The 25,541-nt window shown below is 71.0% G+C and carries 24 protein-coding genes; 13 read left to right on the top strand and 11 right to left on the bottom strand.

What is annotated here, in order from left to right:
- Positions 1 to 41 precede the first annotated feature (41 nt).
- On the bottom strand, positions 42 to 1,280 hold the full coding sequence (locus ACW9J6_RS00760) for a type II toxin-antitoxin system HipA family toxin (protein WP_457114506.1): 1,239 nt from the start codon (positions 1,278 to 1,280) through the stop codon (positions 42 to 44).
- Between the two features lie 8 nt (positions 1,281 to 1,288).
- Positions 1,289 to 1,627: an XRE family transcriptional regulator gene (locus ACW9J6_RS00765; protein WP_457114507.1), complete on the bottom strand. Its 339-nt coding sequence runs from the start codon at positions 1,625 to 1,627 to the stop codon at positions 1,289 to 1,291.
- A gap of 266 nt (positions 1,628 to 1,893) precedes the next feature.
- On the opposite strand from ACW9J6_RS00765, the gene ACW9J6_RS00770 reads away from it, so the two are divergent.
- Positions 1,894 to 2,076, top strand: coding sequence for a hypothetical protein (locus ACW9J6_RS00770; protein WP_457114508.1), 183 nt, complete (start codon positions 1,894 to 1,896; stop codon positions 2,074 to 2,076).
- Between the two features lie 66 nt (positions 2,077 to 2,142).
- Here ACW9J6_RS00770 and ACW9J6_RS00775 read toward each other — a convergent pair whose 3' ends face one another.
- Entirely contained in the window at positions 2,143 to 3,345 is a 1,203-nt protein-coding gene (locus tag ACW9J6_RS00775; protein ID WP_457114509.1) for an iron-containing alcohol dehydrogenase, read from the bottom strand.
- Between the two features lie 318 nt (positions 3,346 to 3,663).
- On the opposite strand from ACW9J6_RS00775, the gene ACW9J6_RS00780 reads away from it, so the two are divergent.
- Positions 3,664 to 4,869: an ABC transporter substrate-binding protein gene (locus ACW9J6_RS00780; RefSeq protein ID WP_457114510.1), complete on the top strand. Its 1,206-nt coding sequence runs from the start codon at positions 3,664 to 3,666 to the stop codon at positions 4,867 to 4,869.
- Between the two features lie 14 nt (positions 4,870 to 4,883).
- Entirely contained in the window at positions 4,884 to 5,468 is a 585-nt protein-coding gene (locus ACW9J6_RS00785; protein WP_457114511.1) for a glutathione S-transferase family protein, read from the top strand.
- Positions 5,469 to 5,504: 36 nt separating this feature from the next.
- Here the strand turns inward: ACW9J6_RS00785 and ACW9J6_RS00790 are convergent, their stop codons facing one another.
- The 3 genes from ACW9J6_RS00790 to ACW9J6_RS00800 form a co-directional block, all read right to left on the bottom strand.
- Positions 5,505 to 7,016 (bottom strand): fumarate hydratase, encoded by a 1,512-nt coding sequence (locus ACW9J6_RS00790; RefSeq protein WP_457114512.1) that lies wholly within the window; start codon positions 7,014 to 7,016, stop codon positions 5,505 to 5,507.
- 219 nt (positions 7,017 to 7,235) lie between these two features.
- On the bottom strand, positions 7,236 to 7,982 hold the full coding sequence (locus ACW9J6_RS00795; RefSeq protein ID WP_457114513.1) for an SDR family oxidoreductase: 747 nt from the start codon (positions 7,980 to 7,982) through the stop codon (positions 7,236 to 7,238).
- A 25-nt stretch (positions 7,983 to 8,007) separates the two neighbouring features.
- A complete protein-coding gene (locus ACW9J6_RS00800) occupies positions 8,008 to 9,468 on the bottom strand; it encodes an aldehyde dehydrogenase family protein (protein WP_457114514.1) in 1,461 nt (486 codons plus the stop codon).
- A gap of 190 nt (positions 9,469 to 9,658) precedes the next feature.
- Here ACW9J6_RS00800 and ACW9J6_RS00805 point away from each other — a divergent pair, with 190 nt between their 5' ends.
- The gene (locus ACW9J6_RS00805) at positions 9,659 to 10,576 is read left to right on the top strand and encodes a LysR family transcriptional regulator (protein ID WP_457114515.1); all 918 of its coding nucleotides are present in this window, start codon (positions 9,659 to 9,661) and stop codon (positions 10,574 to 10,576) included.
- A 638-nt stretch (positions 10,577 to 11,214) separates the two neighbouring features.
- The gene (locus ACW9J6_RS00810; protein ID WP_457114516.1) at positions 11,215 to 11,700 is read left to right on the top strand and encodes a nuclear transport factor 2 family protein; all 486 of its coding nucleotides are present in this window, start codon (positions 11,215 to 11,217) and stop codon (positions 11,698 to 11,700) included.
- Between the two features lie 39 nt (positions 11,701 to 11,739).
- On the opposite strand, the gene ACW9J6_RS00815 is transcribed toward ACW9J6_RS00810, so the two are convergent.
- From ACW9J6_RS00815 to ACW9J6_RS00830, 4 genes are all read right to left on the bottom strand, one after another.
- Entirely contained in the window at positions 11,740 to 12,942 is a 1,203-nt protein-coding gene (locus tag ACW9J6_RS00815) for a mandelate racemase/muconate lactonizing enzyme family protein (RefSeq protein WP_457114517.1), read from the bottom strand.
- A gap of 63 nt (positions 12,943 to 13,005) precedes the next feature.
- Complete coding sequence (locus ACW9J6_RS00820; protein ID WP_457114518.1) at positions 13,006 to 14,052, bottom strand: L-idonate 5-dehydrogenase; 1,047 nt, start codon at positions 14,050 to 14,052, stop codon at positions 13,006 to 13,008.
- A 113-nt stretch (positions 14,053 to 14,165) separates the two neighbouring features.
- Positions 14,166 to 14,933 carry an SDR family oxidoreductase gene (locus tag ACW9J6_RS00825; RefSeq protein WP_457114726.1) on the bottom strand — a complete coding sequence of 256 codons (768 nt, stop codon included), beginning with the start codon at positions 14,931 to 14,933 and terminating at the stop codon, positions 14,166 to 14,168.
- Positions 14,934 to 14,975: 42 nt separating this feature from the next.
- The gene (locus ACW9J6_RS00830) at positions 14,976 to 15,740 is read right to left on the bottom strand and encodes a FadR/GntR family transcriptional regulator (protein WP_457114519.1); all 765 of its coding nucleotides are present in this window, start codon (positions 15,738 to 15,740) and stop codon (positions 14,976 to 14,978) included.
- Between the two features lie 139 nt (positions 15,741 to 15,879).
- On the opposite strand from ACW9J6_RS00830, the gene ACW9J6_RS00835 reads away from it, so the two are divergent.
- From ACW9J6_RS00835 to ACW9J6_RS00870, 8 genes are all read left to right on the top strand, one after another.
- On the top strand, positions 15,880 to 16,896 hold the full coding sequence (locus ACW9J6_RS00835; RefSeq protein ID WP_457114520.1) for a 2-hydroxyacid dehydrogenase: 1,017 nt from the start codon (positions 15,880 to 15,882) through the stop codon (positions 16,894 to 16,896).
- 145 nt (positions 16,897 to 17,041) lie between these two features.
- A complete protein-coding gene (locus ACW9J6_RS00840; protein WP_457114521.1) occupies positions 17,042 to 18,400 on the top strand; it encodes an MFS transporter in 1,359 nt (452 codons plus the stop codon).
- Between the two features lie 204 nt (positions 18,401 to 18,604).
- On the top strand, positions 18,605 to 20,134 hold the full coding sequence (gene citF / locus ACW9J6_RS00845; RefSeq protein ID WP_457114522.1) for a citrate lyase subunit alpha: 1,530 nt from the start codon (positions 18,605 to 18,607) through the stop codon (positions 20,132 to 20,134).
- Positions 20,135 to 20,204: 70 nt separating this feature from the next.
- Positions 20,205 to 21,539 carry an ABC transporter substrate-binding protein gene (locus tag ACW9J6_RS00850; RefSeq protein WP_457114523.1) on the top strand — a complete coding sequence of 445 codons (1,335 nt, stop codon included), beginning with the start codon at positions 20,205 to 20,207 and terminating at the stop codon, positions 21,537 to 21,539.
- Positions 21,540 to 21,546: 7 nt separating this feature from the next.
- On the top strand, positions 21,547 to 22,479 hold the full coding sequence (locus ACW9J6_RS00855) for a branched-chain amino acid ABC transporter permease (RefSeq protein ID WP_457114524.1): 933 nt from the start codon (positions 21,547 to 21,549) through the stop codon (positions 22,477 to 22,479).
- Complete coding sequence (locus tag ACW9J6_RS00860) at positions 22,476 to 23,408, top strand: branched-chain amino acid ABC transporter permease (RefSeq protein ID WP_457114525.1); 933 nt, start codon at positions 22,476 to 22,478, stop codon at positions 23,406 to 23,408. The genes ACW9J6_RS00855 and ACW9J6_RS00860 overlap by 4 nt, the downstream gene beginning before the upstream one ends.
- A complete protein-coding gene (locus ACW9J6_RS00865) occupies positions 23,405 to 24,175 on the top strand; it encodes an ABC transporter ATP-binding protein (protein WP_457114526.1) in 771 nt (256 codons plus the stop codon). The genes ACW9J6_RS00860 and ACW9J6_RS00865 overlap by 4 nt, the downstream gene beginning before the upstream one ends.
- Complete coding sequence (locus tag ACW9J6_RS00870; RefSeq protein ID WP_457114527.1) at positions 24,162 to 24,818, top strand: ABC transporter ATP-binding protein; 657 nt, start codon at positions 24,162 to 24,164, stop codon at positions 24,816 to 24,818. Before ACW9J6_RS00865 ends, ACW9J6_RS00870 begins: the two co-directional genes overlap by 14 nt.
- A 115-nt stretch (positions 24,819 to 24,933) precedes the next feature.
- Here ACW9J6_RS00870 and ACW9J6_RS00875 read toward each other — a convergent pair whose 3' ends face one another.
- Positions 24,934 to 25,161, bottom strand: coding sequence for a hypothetical protein (locus ACW9J6_RS00875; RefSeq protein WP_457114528.1), 228 nt, complete (start codon positions 25,159 to 25,161; stop codon positions 24,934 to 24,936).
- Positions 25,162 to 25,541 lie beyond the last annotated feature (380 nt).

Here is a 25,541-nt window from a genome sequence, read left to right on the forward strand (position 1 = left end):
CGCGGACCCTGGCGAATGAAACCCGAGAGCACCACGCGCGGTCAGCGTCGGAAGCCCGGATAGGCGTAGGCGCGATGGATGGCGTCGCAGTCGCTTTCGCTGACGCCGCATTCGCGCGCCGTGCCGTACCACTGCCCGCGGACCACCCGTTCCATGTCATCGACGATGGCGCCAGCCTCCTCCGTCGTCAGCAGGAACCGCCGACACTCGCTGACGAGATTTGCGGCGTTCGCGAACCGGCCCTGGCGACCGCAGACCATGGCGAGATCCCGCCTCTCCTCGGCGACGGCAGGTGTGGGCGTCAGGTCGTAGGCCGGCGAAAGCCGCCAGCCCCGCATCGGCGCGACCGCTGCGTGGTTGCGGGGATGATCGTCGATGTTGGACACCAGAGCGTTGAACGTCATCCGGCGGAACAACTCGTGCGCGTCCTCCCGCGGCCGCTCGCTGATCCGCCGCAGCGTCTCGGCCAGGAGGATGTAGGACCAGCGCGCGCGTCCATCCGGAGTCTCGTCGGTCATGAGCAGCGTGAGGGCGCTGATCATGCGGGCACGGGTGTAGCCCCCCGCGGCATGCTCGCGGTCGAAGCGCTTCACCAGCAGCACGTCCCGGCCGCCGACAGCGGTAATCTGCGAGACGGCAACCTGCAGGCCGCACCGGCGCGCGAGTTCCAGGGTCGCATGCTCGACCCGCGCCATGTTCCAGCGGTCGTCGGGCCGGTTGAATTTGGCGAGCCACAGCGCGTCGTCATGCTCGACCACCACCTTGGGGCGGGCGCCTCCCATGGATGTCCCGAGCAGCAGCAGGTCCTCCACCTGAGCGGCGTCCCCGGGCGGCTCGTCCGTGAGCAGTGCATCGGCCAAGCTCTGGAGTTTCGCCAGATCCCAAGTCTTGTTGAACGCGCGCGCCGGTGCTGGCGGCTCCACGCCCAGACCGAAGCCCAGGGCGCCGGCACGATCGTCGGGGGAGGACAACAGGTAGTCGAGTTCGTCGAGCCGTGCGAGGCCGGCATGCTTCTCGATGACCCGACGGCCCCAATAATCCGGGCCGGCATCGCGGAGCGCCCCGAAGACGCCATTGAGGCGCACGGTCTCGAACCGCGCACGACCGAGGTGCAGTTCGAGAGGATCGATCTCGACGGCGTCCTGACGCTCGCGATAACGGCGGCCGTAGACGAAGCGGCCGACCGCGACGCCCGAGCGGTCGACGACGTGCTCGAAGCGGCCCGCGGTGACGGCCGCCACGGCGCCCGGCAGGGTGATGTAGACGTAGGCCTCGGGCATCGGCGCGCTCAGAAATCGTCGTCGAGCGGCCGGGGCGCCCGGGCATGGCGCCGTTCGCGCAAGGATGCGAAGCGAAGTCCCTCGGCGTCGTTCGCAGGATCGGCAAGCGCACCGAGTTGCTCGACCATGCCGTAAGACCACAGCAGAGCGGCGTAGATGGCGACGCTGGTCGACGGTTTGCCGCGCTCGGCCTCGGCGACCACCTCCCGGCTCGCGCCGATCCGGTCCGCGATCTCGACCAGGGTGATGTTGCGGCGCAAGCGAGCGGTGCGCAGGTCGGTTCCCAACCGCTTCAGGGCTGCCTCGACCTCGTAGGGCGGGGTCCTCAGCAAGTGACCGCGACGCATGCAGGTACCTCCGTTTCCCACCCTTCTATGTCGGCTTAAACCGACAGATGCAAAGGATCTGGAGGATGAAACCGACATGAGCGACGCGTGGAGCCATGGGAGAGGGCGTCATCGCCGACCAGCAGCGGAGCCATGATCGACCGCCTCGGATGTCCCGGACGAGGAACGGGCGCTGGTCACCCCGAAACAGGGCACGCGACGCTTGTGGCTTTCGGCGATGGCCCCGACCCTGCGCGCGAGGAGACGTCTCCTCGGAGGCTCGTCCCATGCACACCGCCCTCACCATCACCGCCCGGCTCACGCTGCCGGCCGTCGGCATCGGCACCATGATCGCAATCATCGCCCTGCCATCGGGCATCGCTGCCGGCCCTGTCGCTCCCTGGGTCGGGCTCCTGTGGCTGTCCTGTGCGATGATCGCCGTCGGCGCGGCGGCTTGGAGGGCCAACTGACGCGCAGATGGTTCGACCCCGCCCGTCACAAACCGCAATCCGATTTCGGCGCGTCCGGCGCTCGCCCTACAGACACCGCTCCAGCATCTCCTCCGCCTGGCGCACGGTCATCCGCCGCGCCGCCGGGCTGGCGATGGGCGTGCGGTCGGTGGCGGTCGCGGGGTCGAAATCCTTGGCGGCGATGCCCGCGTAGAGACCCGGCACCGCCCGGCTCGCCATCTCGCGCACCCGGTCGCGGGGAAGCTGCGCGGGCGTGAACCTCTCCGGGAAGCCGATATCGGCGTAGAGCGCCCGCACCGCCGCCGCGCAGGCCGCGATCGTCTCCGGCCGGGAGAGCCCGGCGGCCTCGACCTCCAGCGCCTCGGCGAGCGGCCTCACCTTCTCGGGCAGAACCGTCAGGTTGAAGGCGATCACGTGCGGCAACAGAACCCCGACCCCGTACGGGTGGGGCAGGTCGAGATGCCCCTCCAGCGGCAGGGACAGGGCGTGGCCGTGCCCGAGACGGGCATTCCCGCAGGCGATGTTGGCCATGCAGGAGGCCACGAGGTTGTCCGCGCGGGCCCGGTCGTCGTCCGCGTTGATCGAGGCGCGCAGGGAGGCGTGCTGCAGCCGCACCGCGGCGAGCGCCACCGCGTCGGTGAGGGGCGAGGCGATGCCGCTCAGATACGCTTCGACGCCGTGCGTGAGCGCGTCGACAGCGGGCAGGGCCGCCACGTGCATCGGCAGCGAGCGCAGCGTGACGGGATCGAGGATCGCCGCGTCCGGGAAGCTCAGGGGACCGCCGCCGAGGAGCTTGAGGTGGCGCACCTCGTCCTTGACGATGGTCCATTGCGAGACCTCGGAGCCCGAGCCCGCGGTGGTCGGCACCATGATCATCGGCAGGGCCTTGCGGTCGAACTGCCCGACGCCGGTGCACTCCGCCATCGGCTTGTGGTTCGTCGCCACGATGGCGATGCCCTTGCCGGTGCACATCACCGAGCCGCCGCCGACGCACACGACTCCGTCGAGCCCGTCGCGGCGCACCCGTTCGCCCTGGTCGTCGATGTGCGAGCAGCGCGCGTCGATGCCGCATTCGTCGAAGCGCGCCACCGCGATCCCAGCCTCCCGAAGTGCCGCGAGGGCGTCCGCGTGGAAGCCCTGGGCCGAGATGACCGGGTCGGACACGACCAGGACCCGCGTCATCTTGAGGTCGCGGGCGAGCGTGCCGATCGTCGCGAGCGCCCCCGCGCCGGCGACGATCCGGGTCGGCATGAAGAAGGTCGTGATCATGCGGGCGTCTCCTCGGTGCAGGGCGCTGTCCGGCCCTCTCGCGCGGGCCGGTCCGGCCGGCTCTCCTCCCGGTGGTGCCGTCAAGCGGCCGCCGCGTCCAATAGAAACGGCGGCTGCGTTCGATAACCGCGGCGTATGGCGGGCGTGGTCTCGGCCTCATCAAGACGACGCCCTGCCATAAGCAGCATCGATGGAAGACGAGGGTGCGCGCTATTGGACCAGGCCGCCCCGGGCGGCGATAACCCGGCGATCCACAAGCACCGCTCCGACGCCCGTCTCCGGGCGCGCAAAGACCGGTGCGTATCCGAGGGAACGCCGATGCCCCGCACATCCTGGACGCGACGCGTCGCGCTCGCCGGCCTGTTCGCCACCGCCCTCGCGGCGCCCGTCGCCGCCCAGACGCCGTTTCGCATCGGCGTGATCGAGGACCTGTCGGGGATGTATTCCGGGAATGGCGGCCCCAACATGGTGCTGGCCGCCACCCTGGCGGCGGAGTCCTTCGGCGGCAAGGTGCTGGGCCGGCCGATCGAGGTGATCGGCGTCGACCACCAGAACAAGCCGGATATCGGCTCGGGCCTCGCCCGGCAGCTCGTGGACCAGCGCGGCGTCTCGGCCTTCGTGCTCGGCGGCGCGAGCTCGGTGGGCCTCGCCGTGCAGGCCTATGCCAAGGAGCGCAAGATCACCACGATGGTGACGGGCGGCTACGCCTCGCAGTTCTCGGGAGCCGGCTGCTCGCCCTACGGCACGCAGTGGGTGCCCTCGACGGGCGAGCTCGCCAAGGCGGTGGCGGGCGCCGTGGTGCAGGCCGGCGGCAAGAGCTGGTACTTCATCACCGCCGACTACGTGTTCGGGCAGGGCCTCGCGGCCGATGCCGGCAAGGCCGTGAAGGCGGCGGGCGGCAGCGTGGTCGGGGAGGTGCGCCACCCGCTCGGCGCCACCGACCTGTCCTCGCAGCTGATCCAGGCGCAGGCCTCGGGCGCCGACGTGATCGGGCTCGCCAATGCCGGGCCGGACCTCGTCAACACGATCAAGCAGGCGCGGGAATTCGGCATCACCTCGAAGGTCGTGGCGATGCTGGTCTTCACCAACAACACGGTGGCGCTCGGCCTCGACGCGGCCCAGGGCATCCGCATGGCGGTGAACTTCTACTGGGACGCGAACGACGCCAGCCGCGCCTTCGCCAAGCGCCTGATGGCCCGCAACGGCGACGTGGTCCCGACCATGGGCCACGCCGCCGCCTACGCCTCGGTGCTGCACTACCTGCAGGCGGTCGAGAAGGCCGGCACCGACGACGCGGCCGTGGTCAACAAGCTGATGAAGGAGATGCCGATCACCGACGGATTCTACGGGAACCCGCGCATCCAGGCGAACGGCCGCGTGGTGATGGACATGCAGCTCGTCGAGGTGAAGAGCCCCAAGGAGTCGAAGGGCAAGGCCGACCTCTACCGCATCATCGAGACCATCCCGGGCGAGACCCTGTTCACGCCGGCCGACAAGAGCGGCTGCCCCCTGACCACCGGCTGACGGGAGTGAAAGCCGTGAAGCTCTTCGCCAACCCGACCTCGCCCTTCGTGCGCATCGTCCGCATGGCCCTGATCGAGAAGGGGCTCGACGCCTCCGTCGAGACCGCCTTCGTGGATGCCTGGGCGGACGACCCGGCTTTCCTCGACGCCAACCCGGCCGGCCGCGTGCCGACCCTCATCACCGCCGAGGGCGCGCCGCTGACCGAGGCGCTGCTGATCGTGCGCCACCTCGACGCGCTCCGGCCGGAGCCGGCGATGCTGACCGGGGCGGCCGCCCTGTCCTGCGCCGGGCTCGCCGTCGGGGTGTTCGACGCCGCGGTGGCGGTGATCATCGGGCGCAAGTCGGCGCCGGACTTCGACGCCGGGATGGTGGGGCAGAAGCGCTACCGCACCATGCGCGAGGGGCTCCGCCGTCTCGACGCGGCGCTGCCGGAGGGGGGCACCTTCGACCTCGCGCCGATCGCGGCGGTGACGGCGCTCGACTACCTCGTGTTCCGGTTCCCCGACAGCGACTGGCGCGGGATCGTCCCGCGGCTCGCGGCGTTCCGCGACGCGCAGGGCGACCGGCCCTCGGTGCGGGAGACCGCGCCGCGCGCGTGAGCCGGTGTTCCGGGTGCGCGCCGGATCGGCGGAATCCTACGCCCCGCCCACCGCCCGGACCGGCGGGCGCCGCCACGCGAGCGGCCCCGCGGCGTGCACGCTCTCGCCCTCGGCGGTGACCGCCACCGTCACGGGCATGTCCCGGACCTCGAACTCGTAGATCGCCTCCATGCCGAGATCCCCAAAGGCCAGCACGCGGCTGGACCGGATCGCCCGCGACACGAGGTAGGCCGCCCCCCCGACCGCCGTGAGATAGGCCCGGCGATGGGCCGCGATGGCGGCGATCGCGGCCGGTCCCCGCTCGGCCTTGCCGATCATCGCCAGCAGCCCGAGGCCCAGCATGGCGTCGGTGAACGTGTCCATGCGGGTTGCGGTGGTCGGGCCGGCCGGTCCCACGGCCTCGTCCCCCACCGGATCGACCGGGCCGACGTAGTAGATCACCCGGTTCTCGAACGAGACCGGCAGCGTCTCGCCGCGGGCCAGCATGTCCGCGATGCGCTTGTGCGCGGCATCCCGCCCGGTGAGCATCCGGCCCGACAGGAGCAGCCGGTCGCCCGCCTTCCAGCTCTCGACCTCCGCCGGCGTGAGTGCGTCGAGATCGACCCGGCGGGCCCGGGCGTCGGGCGCCCAGGCCACGTCCGGCCAGGCGGCGAGGTCGGGCGCCGGCAGCAGGGCCGGGCCGGACCCGTCGAGGACGACATGGGCGTGGCGCGTCGCGGCGCAGTTCGGGATCATCGCCACGGGCTTCGAGGCCGCATGGGTCGGCCAGTCGAGGATCTTGACGTCCAGCACGGTGGTGAGGCCGCCGAGCCCCTGGGCGCCGATGCCGAGGGCGTTGACCCTGTCGTGGAGGTCGATGCGCAGGGCCTCGATCTCGTTCGCCGGCCCGCGCGCCTTCAGCTGCGCCATGTCGATCGGGGCCATCAGGGATTCCTTGGCCATCACCATGGCTTTCTCGGCCGTGCCGCCGATCCCGATCCCCAGCATCCCCGGCGGACACCAGCCGGCGCCCATCGTCGGCACGGTCTCCAGCACCCAGTCGACCAGCGAATCCGACGGATTGAGCATCTTGAACTTGGCCTTGTTCTCCGAGCCGCCGCCCTTGGCCGCCACGGTCACTTCGACTGTGTCGCCCGGGACCATCTCGACGTGGAGCACGCTCGGGGTGTTGTCGCGCGTGTTCTTGCGCGCGAAGGCCGGGTCCGACACGATCGAGGCGCGCAGCGGGTTTCCCGGGTCGAGATAGGCGCGGCGCACGCCCGCATCGATGACCGCCTGCAGGCTCTCGTGCGCGGCGAGCGTGCAGCCCTGGCCCCACTTCACGAACACGGTGACGATGCCGGTGTCCTGGCAGATCGGACGGTGGCCCTCCGCCGACATCCGGCTGTTCGTGAGGATCTGCGCGATCGCGTCCCGGGCGGCGGGGGATTCCTCCCGCTCGTAGGCCGCGGCGAGGGCCTGGATGTAGTCGAGCGGGTGGTAGTAGCTGATGTATTGCAGCGCGTCGGCCACGCTGGCGGTGAGGTCGGCGGCCTGGATGACGGGCATGGGTGGGGTGCTCCTGTCTTCACGATCCGCGCGCAGCACTGAACCCTCCCCCCTCTGCGGGGGAGGGTGCCCCACGGAGTGGGGCGGGAGAGGGGAGCCACGTTTCAGGATTTGGCGCCCTGCACCACGGCTCAGTCACCTGCGGAAGCGTGGTTCCCCTCTCCCGGCCTGCTCCGCAGTCCACCCTCCCCCGCAGAGGGGGGAGGGCTCAGGCGCGGCTCACACCGTGCGCCCGCCATCCACCGGCAGTTCCACGCCGGTGATGAAGTCCGACGCCGCGAGGTAGAGCGCGGCCTCGGCCACGTCCCGCCCCTCGCTGAGCCGGCCGAGCGGGATGGTGGCGATGAACTTCGCGCGGTTCTCCGGCGTGTCCGGCACGCCCATGAAGTCGCCCAGCATCCCGGTCACGCCCATCACCGGGCAGATCGCGTTGACCCGGATCTTCCAGGGCGCCAGCTCCACCGCCAGCGACTTCGACATCAGGTTCACGGCGCCCTTCGAGGCGTTGTACCAGGTCAGGCCCGGCCGCGGCCGGATGCCGGCCGTCGAGCCGACGTTCAGGATCACCCCGCCGCCGTTGTCGCGCATCGCCGCGGCCGCCGCCTGGACCATGTGGTAGATCGACTTCACGTTGACGTCGAAGACCCGGTCGAACGTGGCCTCGTCGACCTCCAGGAGCGGCCGGTTGCGGTGCGTGTAGCCGGCGTTGTTGACGATGATGTCCGGCGTCCCGAAGCGGCCCGTCACCTCGGCCAGCAGCCGGTCGATGTCGGGCCGCGACGAGACGTCGGTCCTGACTGCGATCGCCCTCTCCTCGCCCAGCGAGCGGGCCACCTCGGCCGCCTTGTCGCCGTTGAGATCGGCGATGGCGACCCGTGCCCCGTTCTCCACGAAGAGGCGCGCGGTCGCCTCGCCGAAGCCGCTCGCCGCTCCGGTCACCACCGCGATCTTGTTCTCAAGCTTCATCGTCATCCTCCCTCACCCGCCTCGCTCAGCCGTGGTTGAACACGGTCGTCTTCGTCTTGCTGAAATCGTGCAGCGCCGCAAAGCCCTTCTCGCGCCCGTGGCCGCTCTTGCCCGAGCCGCCGAAGGGCAGTTCGATGCCCGCGCCCGCCCCGTAGCAGTTCACGAACATCTGGCCGGTGCGCACCCGCCGGGCGAGCCGCATCTGGCGCCCGCCGTCGCGGGTCCAGACCGCCGCCACGAGGCCGTACTCGGTCCCGTTGGCGAGCGCCACCGCGTCCTCCTCGTCGTCGAAGGGCAGTGCCACCAGGACGGGGCCGAACACCTCCTGGCTCGCGATGGCGTTGTCGCGCGGGGTCGGCCCGAACAGGGTCGGCTTCACGTAGAACCCGTTCGCGGGCGCGCCCTCGGCGATCTGCCCTTCCGCCAGCACCGGGATGCCGTCCGCCACCGCGCGGTCGATGAAGCCCTGCACGCGCCGCCGCTGCTTCTCGGTGATGATCGGCCCGCAATCGAGGTCCATGGCGGGCGGCCCGACGCGCACCGCCGCGAAGGCGGACGTCAGCCGCGCGATCACCGCGTCGTAGGCCGCGCGCTCGATCAGGATGCGGCTGCCCGCCGAGCAGGTCTGGCCGCTGTTCTGGATGATCGCCTTGACGATCACCGGGATCGCCGCGTCGAGGTCGGCATCCGCGAACACGATCTGCGGCGACTTGCCCCCGAGCTCCAGCGTGCAGGTGATGAAGTGGTCGGCGCAGAGCTTCTGGATGATCTGCCCGACTTCCGGCGAGCCGGTGAAGGATACGAAGTCGACGCCCGGATGCGCGGCGAGCGCGGCGCCCGCCCCGGCGCCGCGGCCCGTCACGATGTTGACGGCGCCCGGCGGGAAGCCGGCCTCGGTCACGAGGTCGGCGAGCGCCAGCGCGGTCGCGCAGGCATCCTCGGCGGGCTTGAGCACGGTGGCGTTGCCGACCGCCAGCGCGGGAGCCAGCGTGCGCCCGAACATCTGGGCCGGGTAGTTCCAGGGCAGGATGTGGCCGGTGACGCCGTGCGGCTCGTGCGTGACCGTGACGAAGTAGCCGTTGAGGTAGGGGATCGTCTCGCCGTGGAGCTTGTCGGCGGCCCCGCCGTAGAACTCGAAGTAGCGGGCGAGCGCCACGATGTCGGCCTTGGCGACGCTCGCCGGCTTGCCGGTGTCGCGGGCCTCGATCCCCGCGAGGCGCTCGGCGTCGCGCTGGATCAGCGTGCCGAGGCGGATCAGCAGGCGGCTGCGGTCGAGCGCCGAGGTGCGGCCCCAGGCGCCGTGGTCGAAGGCCTCCCGGGCCGCCGCGACGGCGCGGTCGACATCCTCTTGCGTGCTGTCCGCGATCGTGCCGGCGACCTCGCCGGTGGCCGGCTCCACCACGTCGAGGGTCGCGCCGCCGGACGACCGCGTCCACTCGCCACCAATGAAGTTCAGGGGCCGGGTGAGGTCCTGGGGTCGGGACATGGCAGCGTGCTCCTTCACGGTGAGCGCCCCGCGGCCCGGACGCCCAGCGTCCGCGCGCCCCCGGGGGGCAGCGCGGACGGCGGCGTTTCCTCAGCGGGCCATCTGGGGCGGCTCTCTCGGGGAGGGACCATAGCCCGGTCGGGCGATAGCGTCTAATAAGGCGAAGGTCCCGAAGCCATGCGTCCTGCTTATGGAATTCCGGCATTTTCGCTACGTCCTGGCAGCGGCCGAGGAACTCCACTTCACCCGGGCCGCGCAGCGGCTCGGGGTCGCCCAGCCGGCGCTGAGCCAGCAGATCCGCCAGCTGGAGGACGAACTCGGAACGCAGCTCTTCCACCGCCTGACCCGCGGGGTCGAGCTGACCGAGGCGGGGCGCGCCTTCCTGCCCTTCGCCAGGGCCGCCCTCGCGGCCTCGGAGGAGGGCGCCGCCGCGGCGAGGCGCGCCGCCAAGGGCGAACTCGGGGAGCTGCGCATCGGCTTCACCTCCTCGGCCTCGTTCAACCCGATCGTCACCGGCACGATCGGGCGGTTCCGGGACGCCTATCCGGAGATGGACCTGGCCCTGCAGGAGCAGGTCACGACGGTCCTGCTGCGGTCCCTGCGCGAGGGCCGCATTCAGCTCGCCTTCGTGCGCGCCGCCGCCGACGAGACGGAGGGCCTGCGCCGCACGGCCCTGCCGGACGAGCCCCTCTGGGCCGCGCTCCCGGCCAAGCACGCCCTCGCGGGGGAGGAGCGGCTCGACCTCGCGGCGCTCGCGGCCGAGAGCTTCATCGTCTACCCGCGGGTGAACGGACGGCTCCTCTACGACGCCATCGTGGCGGCCTGCGGCCGGGCCGGCTTCAGCCCGCACATCGTCCAGGAGGCGCCGCAGATGGCCTCGACGGTCAACCTCGTGGCGGCGGGCGTCGGCGTCGCCCTCGTCCCCGCCTCGATGCGTCAGATCCGGGCGCCGGGCGTCGCCTATCTGCGGCTGGCGGAGCCGGCGCCCACCGCCGCGCTCGCCCTGGTGCAGGGGCCCGACCTCCTGGTGACGACGGCCGTGCGCAACTTCATCCGCTGCCTGGAGGAGGCGACGCGGGACCCGCTGACGACGGAGATCGTCGCCTGAGCGGGCTTGCGGCGGCAGCGCCTCGTCCGCTCGGGGTCTCGTTTCGTCGCAGAACCGGCGACCACTCCCGCGAAAGCAGCTGAGGGCGAATTCGAGAACGGAACCACCGGTCATGGGACATGACATCGGTCTCATGCGTCATCGTCGAGGGCACGCCCTGCTGACGTGGTTCCTGCGGCAGCATAGGACACGTGGCGAAATCGAAGACCTGAAGCAGGCTTCACATATCGATCCGGACGAAGCCTGTTCTCAGGTCAAAACCCAATCAGCGTGACCGTGCGAAGGGCCGCTGAGGGTTGGAATCGGTCCTTGGCTTTCGATCAGAAAGCGGACGTTCCGCGTCCGATCCAGAGCCGGTGACGAGCCCAGCGAGCGGGCGACCGTATGAGCGGACCTCGTAGCAAGCTCCATGTCGTGCGAAGGCGACATGATCCGCATAGGATCCGACGTGGTCATCGATGGCTGAGAGGGAGCATAGATGGTGGCAGATCACCACGGCCTTGCCCTTACCACCCAGTCGTGGGCAGCGAGCGAGACCTAAGCCAAAGTATTTGACATGCCTCACTTCGGTCTGTTGCGTTGCAGGGACGAGCGTACTAATTTAGTTGTCGTAGACTCAAAACAACGGCAGGTTGGCGATGGAAAGACGGCAAATTTTCGGTGCCGCTGCGGTGCTCGCCGCAACGCCTTTGCTGATGAGGAGCAAGGACGCGAACGCGCAGTCCGCCGACGTCGAGGCGATCAAGACAGCCAATCAGGCGTTCTATGCCGCGCTGTCGGCGCGGGACCTGAAAGCGATGGAGGCAGTCTGGGCGAACAAGCCGTACGTCGTGAATATTGGCCCACGCAGCAAGACTGTGCTCGTGGGCTATGACGCTGCGGTTTCTAAATACTGGGCAAAATCATTTGACTTCTTTTCACAAATGGACGGCTCCATGGCGTCCATTGCGCAAATCTACTCGGATGGCAAGATCGGATACGTCATCGGGATGGAAAGCGCCAAGCTGCAACCGCGCAGCGGCGGAGATCCGCTGATCTTCGACACGTTCGTGACCAATATCTTCGAGAAGGACGGCGCGGCATGGCAGATGATTTCGCATCATAGCCAAATGATTCCGAAATAGGGTGTTCCAGCGCTCTGGGGTTGGGCAAGGGGCGTCCCTCTAGAGCGTGGAGCGCCGCACCGTCAGGTCGGGCCGCGCATAGACCGCGGGCAGGAGGTCGACGCCGAGCCCGGGCCCTTCCATCGGATAGACGTATCCGTCCTCGATGCGCGGCACGGTGTCGACCAGTTCCTTGTACCAGCCGGTATAGAAGGCCCGAACCGATTCCTGGATCAGCGTGTTGGGCTGGCTGAACGAGGCATGGACGGCTGCGGCGAATCCCACGGGCCCGGTGCAATCGTGGGGTGCGAAGGGACGGTGGTAGGTCTCGGCAAGGGACGCGATCTTGCGGCCCTCGGTCAGCCCGCCGGTCCAGCACAGGTCCACCATTGCCACATGGGTCGCGTCCCGCTCCAGCATGTCCTTGAAGGGAAAGCGCGTCCCGAGGGTCTCGCTGGCGCAGACCCAGACATCCGTCGCCCGGGCATACTCCGCCAGCGCCTGGGGCGAGTTCATCCGGATCGGGTCCTCGTACCAGGTCGGCCGGTAGGGTTCGAGCGCCCGCGCGATCTGCTTGGCGACCGGCAGATTCCAGAGCGAGTGGAACTCGACCATGATCTCCATCCGGTCCCCGACCGCCCGGCGGATCTTCTCGAACGGCGCGATCGCGGCCTTCATCTGCGCGGCCGTGATGAACAGGCCGTGATTCTCGATCGCCGCCGGATCGAACGGCCAGATCTTCATCGCCGTGATGCCGCTCTCCAGCAGGCTCTCCGCGACCGCGTCGGCCCGGGTCATGAAGCCGGCGAGGTCCTCGTAGGGCCCGTCCGCTTCCCCGCCGAGGTTCCAGGTCGCGACCGGCTTGATGCTGTTCGTGCGCACGTAGCGGTAGCCGGCGCAGGTGTTGTAGACCCGGATCCGATCCGCGCACAGGCCGCCGAGCATCTGGTGCACCGGCTGGCCGCAGACCTTGCCGAAGAGGTCCCAGAGCGCGATGTCGACCGCCGAGGTGGCGCGGGATTCGGCACCGGTCGAGGCCTGCGCCATCGGCAGGTTGGACATCTCCCGGTGCAGCGCCTCGATGTGGAGCGGGTTGCGGCCCAGCAATCGGCCGGCGAGGACATCGTGCAGATGGGCTTCGACGGCGCCTGCCCCGTAGAAGGTCTCGCCGAGGCCGATCGTCCCCGCATCCGTGTGCACCCGCACCCACAGGACGTTCCCGAACTCCTCGGTCCGCAAGGTCTCGATGGCCGTGATCTTCATCGCAAGGTCCTCGCGGCGCGCGGGCGCGGCGCCGTCATGGGGTCCGGTTCGGAGAGAGGGGTCTCAGAAGGCGAGTTGCACCTTCATCGACCGCGTGCGGTCCTGCGCCAGGGCGAAGGCCGCCGGCGCCTCGCGGAACGGCATCGTCGCGGTGACGAGCGGCCGCACGTCGATCCGACGCTCACCCAGCAGGGCGACCGCGAGGGCGAATTCCCGGTCGAACCGGAAGGTCCCGCGCAGCTGCAGCTCCTTGGCGACGATCAGATTGACCGGCAGGGTCATGTCGCCGCCGAGCCCGACCTGCACCACGATGCCGCCCGGCCGCAGCAGCGGCAGCGCGCCGGCCAGCGCCGCACCATTGCCCGAGCACTCGAACAGGACGTCGAACGTGCCCTTGTCGGCGCCGTAGGGCGCGAGGGCATCGGGATCCGCCGCGACGTCGATCGTCCGCGTGGCGCCGACCCGCCGGGCCAGCGAGAGTGGGAATTCGGCGATGTCCGTCGCCACGACCTCGACCGCGCCGGCATGCCGGGCGACGAGGACCGCGAGCGCACCGATCGGCCCGCAGCCCGTCACGAGCACGCGCCGACCCTGGAGCGGGCCCGCCTGCGCGGCGGCATGCAGGCAGACCGCCAGGGGCTCGGCCATCGCGGCCTCGCCCAGGCCGATCTCCTCCGCGATCGGCAAGGCCTGCTCGGCCCGCACGGTCAGGCTCTGGCGGAAGCCGCCCTGCGCGTGGGGGAAACGCATCGCGCTGCCGATGAAGTGCATGTCGAGGCACTCGTGCCGCAAGCCCTCACGGCAGTAGCGGCACCGGTCGCAGGGCCGGCTCGGGTTGACGGCGACCCGGGTGCCGACGCCCAGGCCCGTCACGTCGGGCCCGACCTCGACCACGGTGCCGGCGATCTCGTGGCCGAGCACCATCGGCTCCTTGAGACGAACCGTCCCGAAGCCGCCGTGATTGAAGTAGTGCAGGTCGGAGCCGCAGATGCCCCCGGCCTCGATCCGGATCCGCACCTCGCCGGGGCCGGGCGGCATCGGTGCGACCGGCTCGATGCGGAGGTCGCGGGGGGCGTGGATGACGACGCCGAGCGCATCGTGGGCTGGCATGACGCTCTTCCTGTCTCGTGGGTTTGCGGGAGAAGGTCGGTCGCGCCGGGACCGGCCGCCAGCGGGGTGATCGGCGCCGCTCGGTGCCGGGACGGTGCCGGACCGTTCGCGCCTCACAGGACGGCGAGCATCCCGCCGTCGACGTAGATGATCTGGCCGTTGACGTAGTCGGAGGCCGCCGAGGCGAGGTAGACGCAGGTGCCCGCGAGCTCGTCGGGCCGGCCCCAGCGCCGCGCCGGCGTCCGCCCCTTGACCCAGGCGTCGAAGGTCGGGTTCTCGATCAGGGCCTGGTTCATGTCGGTGAGCATGTAGCCCGGCCCGATGGCGTTGGCCTGGATGCCGAGTTCGCCCCACTCGGCCGCCATCGCCCGGGTCAGCATCTTGATGCCGCCCTTGGCCACCGTGTAGGGCGCCACCGTCGCCCGGGCGAGTTCGCTCGTCAGCGACCCGATGTTGATCACCTTGCCGCGGCGGCGGGCGGCCATGCGCCGGGCGGCCTCGCGGCCGATCACGAAGGCGCTCGTCAGGTTGGTGTCGATCACCCGCCGCCAATCGGCCGTGTCGAGTTCCAGCATCGGCCGGCGGAACTGGATGCCGGCATTGTTGACCAGGATGTCGACCGCGACGCCGCTCGCGTCGAGATCCGCGAAGGCAGCGGTCACGGCGGCCTCGTCGGTGACGTCGAAGCGGGCCGCGAGCACGTCGTGGCCCGCCGCCGCCATCTCGGCGACGGCGGTCGCGAGGCGCGCCTCGTCGGCGCCGTTGAGGACGATCCGGGCGCCGGCCGCCGCGAGCCCCTCCGCCATGGCGCGCCCGAGGCCGCGCGAGGAGCCGGTGACCAGGGCGGTGCGGCCGGTCAGGTCGAAAGGATGCGTCGTCACAGGACGGGTCTCGGAGGCGCTCATGGGGCTGTTCGTGCTCCTTCAGGGGCGGTGCCGGAGCGCCGGATGCGGCCGCAGGGCCACGCCCGGCCGGGACATGCCGCCGGCATAGCGGCGATAGGACTCGCCGATGTGGTCGCGCATCGCCGCCTCGGCCCCGGCCGGGTCGCCGGCGCGAATGCTCTCGAGGATGCGCCGATGGTCGCTGCGCCGGATCTCGACATGGACGCGCGCCCCCCGGTCCTTGGCGCGCATCGTCCGGATCGAGTTGAGCAGCGGTGCCGACACGAAGGCCAGGACCTTGGCGAAGAGCGGGTTGTGCGCCGCGTCGGCGATGGCGAGGTGGAAGGCGAGATCCTGCTCGGCACTGTCGCGGCCGGCCTCGTCGGCCTCCGCCAGTCCGGCGAGGGCCGCCTCCATGCGGGCGATGTCGTCCGGCGCGTGCCGCAGGGCGGCGAGTTGCGCCGCCTCGACCTCGAGACCCAGGCGGAACTCCAGGAATTCGAGGAGTGACTGCTCCGAAGCCGCGATCTCCGCCACGCGCAGGCGCAGCGTGTCCTGCGTGTTGACGAACAGGCCGAGCCCGCGCCGGCTCTCCACGATGCCGTCGGCCTTGAGATAGGCGATCGCCTCGCGGACCACGGGGCGGCTGACCCCGAGGCGGCGGGCGATCTCGTGCTCCGAGGGGAGGCGGTCGCCGGGGGCCAGCGATCCGTCCCGGATCGAGCGGGCGAGGGCATCCGCCGCGTCGAGGGCCAGGTTCGGGCGCGGTTGCATCGCATCGAGGTGCATCGCGGAACTCATCATGGGCTCCACCTTGTCATGCTATCGGCTGTATGACAACCTGACATCAGATCGCGCCGCGCCCGTCCGTCCGGGTCGGAGCGCGGCCGTCGGGGGAACGCGGGTCCGATCCCACGAGGGACGGGCGCAGGGGAGACGAGAGATGACGTTCGAGTCCGGCCCGGGTCGGGCCGCCGAAGCGATGCGCATCGTGATCGCCGACGCCAATTTCCACCCCCACCGCGCCCTGATGGAGGAGCTGCTGCCCGGCGGCGCGGTGGTGGCGTGGCACCCGGCCTTCGACGAAGCGGCGGTGCGGCGCGACCTGCCCGGCGCCGCGGTCTATGTCGGGCCGCGCTTCACGCGGGCGATGGCGGACGCGGCCGAGGGCCTGCGCCTCGTCCATGTCGGCGGCGCGGGCCATGACGGCATCGATCTCACGGCCCTGCCGCCCGGGGTTTCGTGCGCGAACACATTCCGTCACGAAACCTCGATCGCCGAATACGTCGCGGCCACCGGCATCATGGTGCGGCGCCAGCTTCTCGCCCAGGACCGGGCCCTGCGCCAGGGCCGTTGGGCCTCGTCCGTCTACGAACCGCACCGGCCGCAGCCGTCGACGCTCGCGGGCGCGACGCTCGGCATCGTCGGCTACGGCCATATCGGCCGCGAGACCTGGAGAGTGATGCGGTCCTTCGGTGTCCGAGGCATCGCGGTGACGCGGCGTCCGCCCGATGCCGCCGCCGAGGGGCTGGCCTGGATCGGGCCGATGACGGGTCTCGACCGCCTCCTCGGCGAGAGCGACCTCGTGGTGCTCTGCCTGCCGCTCTCGTCCGAGACCCGGCACCTGATCGACGCGCGCCGGCTCGCGCTGATGACGCGCGACGCCGTGCTGATCAACGTCGGCCGCGGACCCCTGGTCGATGCCGCCGCCCTCCACGCGGCCCTGGCCGAGCGGCGGATCGGCGGAGCCGTCATCGACGTCTGGTACAGCTATCCGACGGCGGGCGCCCACGCCGCGCCGAGCGACGTCGACTTCGGCGCCTTGGACAACGTGCTGCTCACGCCGCACGTCTCCGGCGTCACCCGGCAGACCTTCGAGGGCCGGGTGCGCGACGTGGCCGACAACATCCGGCGGCTCCACGCGGGCCTCCCGCTCGTCAACGTCGTCCACGCCGGCTGAAGGCGCCATCCGGCCGGGCACCGGTCTCGGGCCGCCGCGGCCCGCATCACCCGGCCCGAGGGCGGCTGCCGTCATCCGCCGCCGTCCGGGGCCGGACATCGCGCTGCACATCTCATCATGGAACGCAACGAAGGGGAGGATGTCCATGGCTGATGCCGCTTACGTCGTGCGGTCGGACGCCACCGAGCACGACGCGTCCCCGACCAAACGGGCCGCGATCGCGGGCTTGGTCGGAACCATGCTCGAGAACTACGATTTCGTGATCTACGGCACGGCCTCCGCACTGGTTTTCAGCAAGCTGTTCTTTCCGAGCATCTCGCCGGCCGCGGGCATCATCGCCAGCTTCGGGGCCTACGCGATCGGGTTCCTGGCCCGCCCGCTCGGCGGCCTCTTCTTCTCCCATTTCGGTGAGGTGCTCGGGCGCAAATGGGTGCTGGTGACGACGCTGTTCCTGATGGGCGGCGCCACCTTCGCGATCGGCTGCCTGCCGACCTACGAGGCGATCGGGATCTGGGCGCCGCTGCTGCTCGTGGTCTGCCGCTTCCTCCAGGGCTTCGGCGCCGGTGCCGAGCAATCGGGCGGTGCGACCCTGCTCACGGAGACGGCGGCGCGCGGCCAGCGCGGCCGCCTGTCCTCCTTCATCATGGTGGGAGCCGCCCTCGGCACCGGCCTCGGGGCCGTGGCCTGGATCGCCGTGCAGCAGCTGCCCGACGAGCAGCTGATGCGCTGGGGCTGGCGGGCCATCTTCTGGAGCAGCATCGTCGTCACCATCGCCGCCATGGTCATCCGGTCCAAGCTCGCCGAGAGCCCGGTCTTCGCCGCGCTGCGCGAGCAGGGCCATGTCGCCGAGCAAGCCCCGCTGAAGGTCGTGGCCCGGCACGGCATCCGAAGCGTTCTGAAGGTGATCTTCATGAACTGGGGCGTCTCCACCCAGTCCTACACCTATCAGGTCTTCCTGATGTCGTATCTCATCTCGGTCGTCGGCGTCGAGGCACGGTTCATCCCGCCGGTGCAGCTCGCCGCTTCGCTCTTCGCCGCTCTCGCGGCCTTCGTCGCCGGGTGGCTGTCCGACCTTTACGGCCGGCGCCGGATGACCCTGCTCCTCACCGGCACGCTGGTCGCGACGCCGTTCCTCACCTTCCCGGGCCTCAACACGGGATCGCCGGCATTGATCGTCCTGATCGTCGTGCTGGGCTACATGCTGGCCGCACAAGGCGTCACCGGCGTCCACATGAGCTTCTTTCCCGAAATGTTCGGCTGCCGCTACCGCTACGCCGGCGTCACGCTCGGGCGGGAATTCTCGTCCATCATCGGCGGCGGCATCGCTCCGATCCTGTGTGCCTCGCTGATGCTGTGGTTCGACAAGTCCTGGGTGCCGGTGGCGCTCTACATGTCGCTCACCATGCTGGTGTCGTTCCTGGTCACCCGCTCCGTGCCCGAGACGGTCGACCGGGACCTGAACCTCCCGAACGATGCCCGATGGGGCGAGGCCAGCCGGAGTTGATGCACGGGACATTCCGCGCTTTCGCAAGCTCCCTCGGAAGGAAGGGGCAAGCTCCGCACCGTCGCCGGCCGGCCGGACGAGGAGAGAATCGCCGGCCTCGATCATAAGCCGCCGCTATCGATCGGCGGGACTCTGCGTATTGGATTTATGCCCGGCTCGCGCGCCTATTCGGAGCGACAGCCAACGAGCGGCGGACGGGAGCCGATGTCGATACCCTCCTTCATCGAAGGCTACGGCGAGGTGCGGCCCTTCTCGGGCGCCTTCGCGGCGCCGCGCGACTCCGTCCGGGCGGCGTCCCGCATCCGCGCCCAGCGGCCCGGCGAGGGCAAGGTGCTGCCCTCGATCCGCGAGGCGATCCGCACCTGCGGCCTGAGGGACGGCGCCACGGTCTCGTTCCACCATCACCTGCGGAACGGCGACGACGTGCTGCGCGCCGTCATGGCGGAGATCGCGGCGCTCGGCCTGCGCGACATCCGGGTGGCGGCGAGTTCGCTCTTCCCCGTCCACGCGCCCCTCGTCGACCACATCCGCAGCGGCGTCGTCACCCGCCTCGCGACGAACTACGTCACCGGGCCGGTGGCGGAGGCGATCGCGGCGGGCGACCTGCGCCACCCCGCGGTGCTCCAGACCCATGGCGGCCGCGCCCGCGCGATCGAGGCGGGCGAACTTCCCATCGACGTCGCCTTCGTGGCGGCGCCGGCCGCGGACGTCTACGGCAACCTCAACGGCGTCGACGGCCCCTCGGCCTGCGGTCCGCTCGGCTACCCGATGGTGGATGCCCGCCATGCCGACCGCGTGGTGGCGATCACCGATGCCCTCTCCCCCCATCCCCTCGCCTCCGTCGACATCGCCCAGGACCTCGTCGACGCCGTCGTCGCGGTGGACTCGATCGGCGACGCCGCGAAGATCGTGTCGGGGACCACCCGGGTCACCGAGGACCCGGTCGGTCTCGCCATCGCGGCCACCGCCGCGAAGGTGATCGACGCCTCGGGCCTCCTCGTCGACGGCTTCTCGTTCCAGACCGGGGCGGGCGGGATCTCGCTCGCGGTCGCCCAGGACGTGGCGGCGATCATGCGCGACAAGGGCGTGGTCGGCGGCTTCGCGGCGGGAGGCGTCCACCAGGGCATCGTGGCGATGTTCCGCCAGGGGCTGTTCCGCACCCTGTTCGACGTGCAGTGCTTCGACCTCGCGGCGGTCGCCTCCTACCGGGAGGACCGCGGCCACGTGGCGATGTCGGCCTCGCTCTACGCCAACCCCGCCGCGAAGGGAGCGCTGGTCAACCACCTCGACTGCATGGTGATGGGCGCCGCGGAGGTCGACCTCGCCTTCAACGTCAACGTCACGGCGGTGAAGGGCGGCGCGATCATCGGCGGCTCGGGCGGCCACGCCGACACGGCGGCCGGCGCCAAGCTCGCCCTCGTCACCACGAAACTCGCCGCGGGCGGCGCCCCGAAGATCGTCGATGCCGTGGAATGCGTGACCACGCCGGGCGAGACGGTCGACGCCGTCGTCACGGAGGCGGGCGTGGCGGTCAACCCGCGCCGCACCGACCTCGCCGCGCGCCTCGCGGCCGCGGGCCTGCCCCTCGTCGACATCGCGGAACTGCGCGATCGCGCGGCGGCGCTCACGAAGGGGGCGCCGCGCCCCTCCGTCGATCCGCGGGCGCGGATCGTGGCGGTCGTGGAATATCGGGATGGGACGGTCATTGACGTCGTGCGCCAGCGCCGCAACTGACGTACGTTCAAGACGAGCGGTCGCAGCGCCGCGCGAACCAAAGACGACAGAAGACGACAGGGAGGATGAGATGGTGGGAAGCCACGACGCGCGCGCGTCCCTGACGCGGCGGGCCGCCCTCGGGGCGATCGGGGCCGGCGGCCTCGTCCTCGCCGGCCGCAGCGCGCAGGCGCAGGCCGCCAAGCCCGCCGAGATCAAGGTCGGCATCGCCACCTACCTGTCGGGGCCGGCCAGCGTGTTCGGCGTGCCCGGCCGGCAGACCGCCGAGATGCTGTTCGACGAGATCAACGCGGCCGGCGGCATCGCCGGCATCAAGGTGCGGCCGATCTTCGTCGACGAGGGGCCCGGCGTCGACCACGTGGTCGGCGAGTACCGCCGCCTCGTGCAGAGCGAGGGCGTCCACGTCGTGTTCGCGGCGATCTCGTCCGCCGATTGCATCGCCTGCGCGCCGCTCGCGGACGAGCTGAAGCGCCCGACGCTGCTGTGGGATTGCGGCACGCAGCGCATCTTCGAGGACAACCGCTACACGTTCGCCTTCCGCACCCAGGCCAACGCGACGCCGGAGATCCTGGCCGCGCTCCTCTACCTCCTGAAGGTCAAGCCGGACTTCAAGTCGATCGCGGTGATCAACCAGGATTACGCGTGGGGCCGCGATTCCTGGGACATCTTCCGCACGGCGATGAACATCCTGAAGCCCGGGGTGAAGGTCGCGGCCGAGCTGTTTCCGCGCTTCGGCGCCACCGATTTCTCGACCGAGATCACCCGCGTCCTGGCCCTGCGGCCGGAGGTGGTGCTGTCGACCTCCTGGGGCGGCGACCTCGACACGCTGATCCGGCAGGCCTCCGACCGCAAGCTGTTCGAGCGCGCGACCTTCGTGATGCCGCTCGCCGAATCCTCGCTGCAGCGGGTCGGCAAGGCGCTGCCGGCCGGCCAGATCGTGGGCGCGCGCGGCGACCACTGGTTCCTGCACCCCTCGCCCGAGGACCCGGAGCGCCTGAAGCGCTTCACCGAGAGCTACCGCAGCCGCTTCAACGCCTACCCGATCTATCCCTGCTTCCACATGGCCCAGGCGGTCTCGGCCATGAAGGCCGGCATCGAGAAGGCGGTGGCGGCCAAGGGCGGCGGCTGGCCCACCGACGCGGAGCTCGCCGGTGCCTTCAAGGGGCTGCAATTCCCCTCGCCGACCGCCAGCGTGCGCATCCGCGAGGACGGGCAGGGGCTGGAGAACCAGCTCATCGGCACGACGCTCCACAGCGACCGCTACCCGTTCCCGGTGCTCACCGACATGGTGGTGTTCCCGGCCGACACGATCACGGCCCCGGTCGGCCAGAAGAGCGCCGACTGGCTCAAGACCCTGACCCCCGCGATGGTGGCCAAGGTGCCGCAGGCGCTGGCGTTCAAGTAGGCCGCCGGTGTCCTGGCTCTCCGAGAACGGCCTCCTCGTCGGCCTCGCTCTCCTCGACGGGCTCTCCTACGCCGCCGCCGTGTTCATGGTGGCGGTGGGGCTGAACCTCGTCTTCGGGGTGCTGCGGGTGCTCAACGTCGCCCACGGCAGCCTCTACGCGATCGGCGGCTACGCGGCGGCCTCGCTCGGGCTGTTCGTCGCCTCGCTCGGGGCGCCGCCCTGGGCCGGGCTGCCGGTGCTTCTCGCCGCCGCGATCCTGGTCGGCATCGTGCTCGGGCCCCTGATCGAGCGGCTGCTGCTGCGGCGGATGCAGGGCCAGGAGCCGGTGCTGCAGCTCCTCGTCACCTTCGCGCTGTTCATGATCCTGGAGGACCTGCAGAAGCTCGCCTTCGGGGTGCAGCCGGTGGTGTTCGACGCGCCGCTGAAGTGGCTCGGCACCGTCGACGTGCCCTTCGGGGCCGACGCGATCCCGTTCACCGCCTACCAGCTCTACGTGCTGCCGGGCGTGGCGCTGGCGACGCTGGCGATCCTGGCCTTCGTCCTGCGCTACACGCTCATCGGCCGCATGGTGGTGGCGGTGACCGTGGACCGCGAGGCCGCCCGCGCCCTCGGCATCGACGCCGCCAAGGTCACGCTCCTCACCTTCACGGCCGGGACCATCCTCGCCGCGCTCGGGGGCGCGCTCGCGGCGCCGACCGTGTCGCTGGTGCCCGGCGTCGGGGCTTCGACCATCGTCCTCTCCTTCGCGGTGGTGGCGACGGCGGGGCTCGGCCAGATCGAGGGCGCGGCGGTCGCCGCCCTGCTGATCGGGCTCGGCCGCTCCTTCGCGGTCTACGTCGCCCCGGAATTCGAGGTGGTGGTGCCCTACGCCATCATGGTGGCGGTGCTGCTGTTCCGACCCCAGGGCCTGTTCGGCGTGGCGGAGACGAGACGCATATGACCCGCCGCGGCGAAACCCTGCTGGCGCTCGCCGGCGCCGCGCTGATCCTCGGCCTCGCCGACGCGGTGCCCTGGCTGCGCTTCGTGCTCACCATCGCGCTCGCCAAGGGGCTGGCGGTGCTCGGCATCCTCCTCCTGCTGCGCGCCGGCCAGGTCAGCTTCGGCCACGCCCTCTACCTCGCGCTCGCCGCCTACGTGGTGGCCTTCGCGACCGCGATCGTGCCGGAGGCCCTGCTCCTGGTGCCGCTGGCGGCCCTCGCCGCCGGGCTCCTCGGGGTGGCGATCGGGCTGTTCGTGGTGCGCTACCGCGAGATCTTCTTCGGCATGCTCAACCTCGCGCTGAGCATGGTGTTCTACTCGCTGCTGGAGAAGTTCTACGCGATCACGCACGGGGCGGACGGCATCCGGATCGGCCCCGTCACCTTCCTGGGCCAGCGCCTCTCGGGCGAGGCGGGGGAATGGGCGGTGCTCGGCCTCGCGCTCGTCCTCGCCCTCGGGTTCGGGGCGCTGGTGCGGGTGACGCTGCACTCCCCCTGGGGCGAGGCGCTCGCCGGCATCAAGACCCGCGAGACCCGGCTCGACTTCATGGGCGTCTCGCCCAAGCGCGTGCTGCTGATCGCCTACGCGGCCTCGGCCGTGATGGCGGGAAGCGGGGGCGCGGTGATCGCGCTCACCACCCGCCAGGTCACGCCCGCGCTCGCCTACTGGACCACCTCGGGCGAACTCGTCTTCATCGCGATCCTGGGCGGGGCGGGCAGCGTGCTCGGGCCGTTCCTGGGCGCGGCGGCCTACGAGCTGACCCGGGTCTATGCCGCCGCCCTCGTCGCCAATGCCTGGCAGGCGGTGCTCGGGATCGTGCTCCTCGGGGTGATCGTGTTCGCGCCGGGCGGGCTGTGGGGCCTGATCGCGCGCCGCCGGAGGACCGCATGAGCACGCTCCTCTCCGCGCGCGGGCTGCGCCTCGCTTTCGGGGGCCTGAAGGCCGCCGACGGCATCGACCTCGACGTCGAGGCCGGCGAGTTCCTGGCGATCATCGGCCCGAACGGTGCCGGCAAGACCACCTTCATCAACATGACGACCGGCTACCTGAAGCCGCAGGGCGGGAGCATCGCCTTCGACGGGCAGCCGATCCTCGGCCTGTCGCCGCGGCGGATCGTCGGGCTCGGGGTCGCCCGCAGCTTCCAGCTGCCGCAGCTCTTCGCCGAGCACAGCGTGCTGCAGAACGTGGCGCTGGCGGTGGCCTCCCGGGAGGGCTCGCTGCCCCTGTGGCGGCCGCTCCTTCGCCCCGCCTGCCGGGACGAGGCGGCGGAGCTGATCGCGCGCTTCGGCCTGTCGGGCGTGGCGGAGGTGCGGGCGGACGCTCTCAACGAGGGCACGCGCAAGCTCGTCGACATCGCCATGGCGGTGGCGCTGCGCCCGCGCCTGATCATGATGGACGAGCCGACGAGCGGCGTCGCCGCGGCCGAGAAGATGGGGATCGTCGAGACCCTGGTGCGGGTGCTGCGCGGCGCCGGCGTCACGGCGGTGTTCGTGGAGCACGACATGGACGTGGTCGGGCGCTTCGCCGACCGGGTGGCGGTCTGGGGCCAGGGGCGCATCGCGGCGCTGGGGCCGCCGCGGCAAATCCTCAACGACCCCGAGGTGCAGCGCACCGTGATCGGCATCGTCCCGGCGGGAGGCGCGCATGCTCACGCTTGAGGGGGCGGCGGTCGAGATCGCCGGGGTGACGGTCCTGCGCGGGGTGTCCTTCGCGATCCCGCCGGGCGGGCGCGTCGCCCTGATCGGCCGCAACGGCGCCGGCAAGACCACGACCCTGCGCACCCTGATGGGCCTGCTGCCGCTGCGCGGCGGCCGGGTCGTCCTCGACGGGCAGGACGCCACGGCGGTGCCGGCCCATCACCGGGCGCGGCTCGGCATCGGCTACGCGCCCGAGGAGCGCAACCTGTTCGGCAGTTTCACGGTGCGCGACAACCTGCTCCTGCCCGCCCAGGTGCTGGGCCTGCCGCGGCCCGAGATCGCGCGGCGCCTCGACGCCGTCTACGGGCTGCTGCCGGAGTTGAAGGATTTCGCGCCCCGCAAGGCCGCGGGCCTGTCGGGCGGTCAGGGCAAGATGGTGGCGCTCGGGCGCGCCCTGATGGTGGGCACCCGGGCGGTCCTGCTCGACGAGCCCTTCCAGGGTCTCGCCCCGGCTTTGGCCCTGCGCTACGCCGAGGCCCTGGCCCGTCTGCGCGCGGCCCTGCCCGACGTGGCGATCCTGATCACCGAGAGCAGCCCCGACCTGCTGCGGGCGCTGGTCGACAGCACCCTCCAGATCGAGCGCGGCGAGATCGCGGCGGCCTGACGGCCGCCCGCCTCGAGAGCAGCGCCCGATCACGTTGCAACCGGGCGCTGCTCCAGGTCATTGTTTTTGCCGCATTGTCTACGACGAACCGGCAACCACTTCGTCGGAAAATGCTCTAATCGAGGAAGCCGAGGATCCGGGCCTGCTCGCGGATCCAGCCGGGCCGGAGGATCGCGCCATCCTCGGTCACGATCCACGGCTTGGCCGCCGGATCCTTGAGGACGGTGGCGGCCGTGCGGATCGCCTCGCGGACGGTCTGGAACTCTTGTCCGGGCGTCGCACCTCCGGGCCGCTCGCTCGGCCAGATGGCCAGGCTGGCACGCTGCTCGAGGGTGTGGACCATAATGCGTGCACTCCGTCGGTCGCGCGGGGTGGATGACCCCAGTACAACGCGGGTGCGTGGCGGCGGTTTGACGGAGAGATGGCGGCGGGCCTTTTTCGCCATTCCGGCGCGGGAGCGTCGCCCGCAGCGCCCTCGAAGCCACAGATCCGGGCCGTGGGAGCCCCGAGCCGCGTGTCGAGGCATGAGGAGAGTCCGCCGCGCCATTGCCGCCGGATCCACCGCCGCCGTCGCCGTTCGTGCCGCCTTCGCCCGCGCGGCCCGGCGCATCGGCATCGGCCGCATCGACGGCAGACCCGAACCCGAACGGCGCCCGTGCCTGGGGCACTGCCACCAGCGCCGTCGAGGCAAGCGGGCGAGGAGCCAACCGGACCGCCGCTGCT

It is taken from the genome of Methylobacterium sp. JK268, assembly GCF_054052225.1.

Excerpts from the sequence above, each read along its gene's own strand:
- ACW9J6_RS00830 (WP_457114519.1), bottom strand. The coding sequence starts at position 15,740 with ATGATGAGTTCCGCGATGCACCTCGATGCGATGCAACCGCGCCCGAAC.
- citF (WP_457114522.1), top strand. The coding sequence starts at position 18,605 with ATGTCGATACCCTCCTTCATCGAAGGCTACGGCGAGGTGCGGCCCTTC.
- ACW9J6_RS00865 (WP_457114526.1), top strand. The coding sequence starts at position 23,405 with ATGAGCACGCTCCTCTCCGCGCGCGGGCTGCGCCTCGCTTTCGGGGGC.
- ACW9J6_RS00765 (WP_457114507.1), bottom strand. The coding sequence starts at position 1,627 with ATGCGTCGCGGTCACTTGCTGAGGACCCCGCCCTACGAGGTCGAGGCA.
- ACW9J6_RS00780 (WP_457114510.1), top strand. The coding sequence starts at position 3,664 with ATGCCCCGCACATCCTGGACGCGACGCGTCGCGCTCGCCGGCCTGTTC.
- ACW9J6_RS00795 (WP_457114513.1), bottom strand. The coding sequence starts at position 7,982 with ATGAAGCTTGAGAACAAGATCGCGGTGGTGACCGGAGCGGCGAGCGGC.
- ACW9J6_RS00815 (WP_457114517.1), bottom strand. The coding sequence starts at position 12,942 with ATGAAGATCACGGCCATCGAGACCTTGCGGACCGAGGAGTTCGGGAAC.
- ACW9J6_RS00870 (WP_457114527.1), top strand. The coding sequence starts at position 24,162 with ATGCTCACGCTTGAGGGGGCGGCGGTCGAGATCGCCGGGGTGACGGTC.
- ACW9J6_RS00805 (WP_457114515.1), top strand. The coding sequence starts at position 9,659 with ATGGAATTCCGGCATTTTCGCTACGTCCTGGCAGCGGCCGAGGAACTC.
- ACW9J6_RS00835 (WP_457114520.1), top strand. The coding sequence starts at position 15,880 with ATGACGTTCGAGTCCGGCCCGGGTCGGGCCGCCGAAGCGATGCGCATC.
- ACW9J6_RS00810 (WP_457114516.1), top strand. The coding sequence starts at position 11,215 with ATGGAAAGACGGCAAATTTTCGGTGCCGCTGCGGTGCTCGCCGCAACG.
- ACW9J6_RS00770 (WP_457114508.1), top strand. The coding sequence starts at position 1,894 with ATGCACACCGCCCTCACCATCACCGCCCGGCTCACGCTGCCGGCCGTC.
- ACW9J6_RS00820 (WP_457114518.1), bottom strand. The coding sequence starts at position 14,052 with ATGCCAGCCCACGATGCGCTCGGCGTCGTCATCCACGCCCCCCGCGAC.
- ACW9J6_RS00875 (WP_457114528.1), bottom strand. The coding sequence starts at position 25,161 with ATGGTCCACACCCTCGAGCAGCGTGCCAGCCTGGCCATCTGGCCGAGC.
- ACW9J6_RS00790 (WP_457114512.1), bottom strand. The coding sequence starts at position 7,016 with ATGCCCGTCATCCAGGCCGCCGACCTCACCGCCAGCGTGGCCGACGCG.
- ACW9J6_RS00860 (WP_457114525.1), top strand. The coding sequence starts at position 22,476 with ATGACCCGCCGCGGCGAAACCCTGCTGGCGCTCGCCGGCGCCGCGCTG.
- ACW9J6_RS00850 (WP_457114523.1), top strand. The coding sequence starts at position 20,205 with ATGGTGGGAAGCCACGACGCGCGCGCGTCCCTGACGCGGCGGGCCGCC.
- ACW9J6_RS00760 (WP_457114506.1), bottom strand. The coding sequence starts at position 1,280 with ATGCCCGAGGCCTACGTCTACATCACCCTGCCGGGCGCCGTGGCGGCC.
- ACW9J6_RS00800 (WP_457114514.1), bottom strand. The coding sequence starts at position 9,468 with ATGTCCCGACCCCAGGACCTCACCCGGCCCCTGAACTTCATTGGTGGC.
- ACW9J6_RS00840 (WP_457114521.1), top strand. The coding sequence starts at position 17,042 with ATGGCTGATGCCGCTTACGTCGTGCGGTCGGACGCCACCGAGCACGAC.
- ACW9J6_RS00775 (WP_457114509.1), bottom strand. The coding sequence starts at position 3,345 with ATGATCACGACCTTCTTCATGCCGACCCGGATCGTCGCCGGCGCGGGG.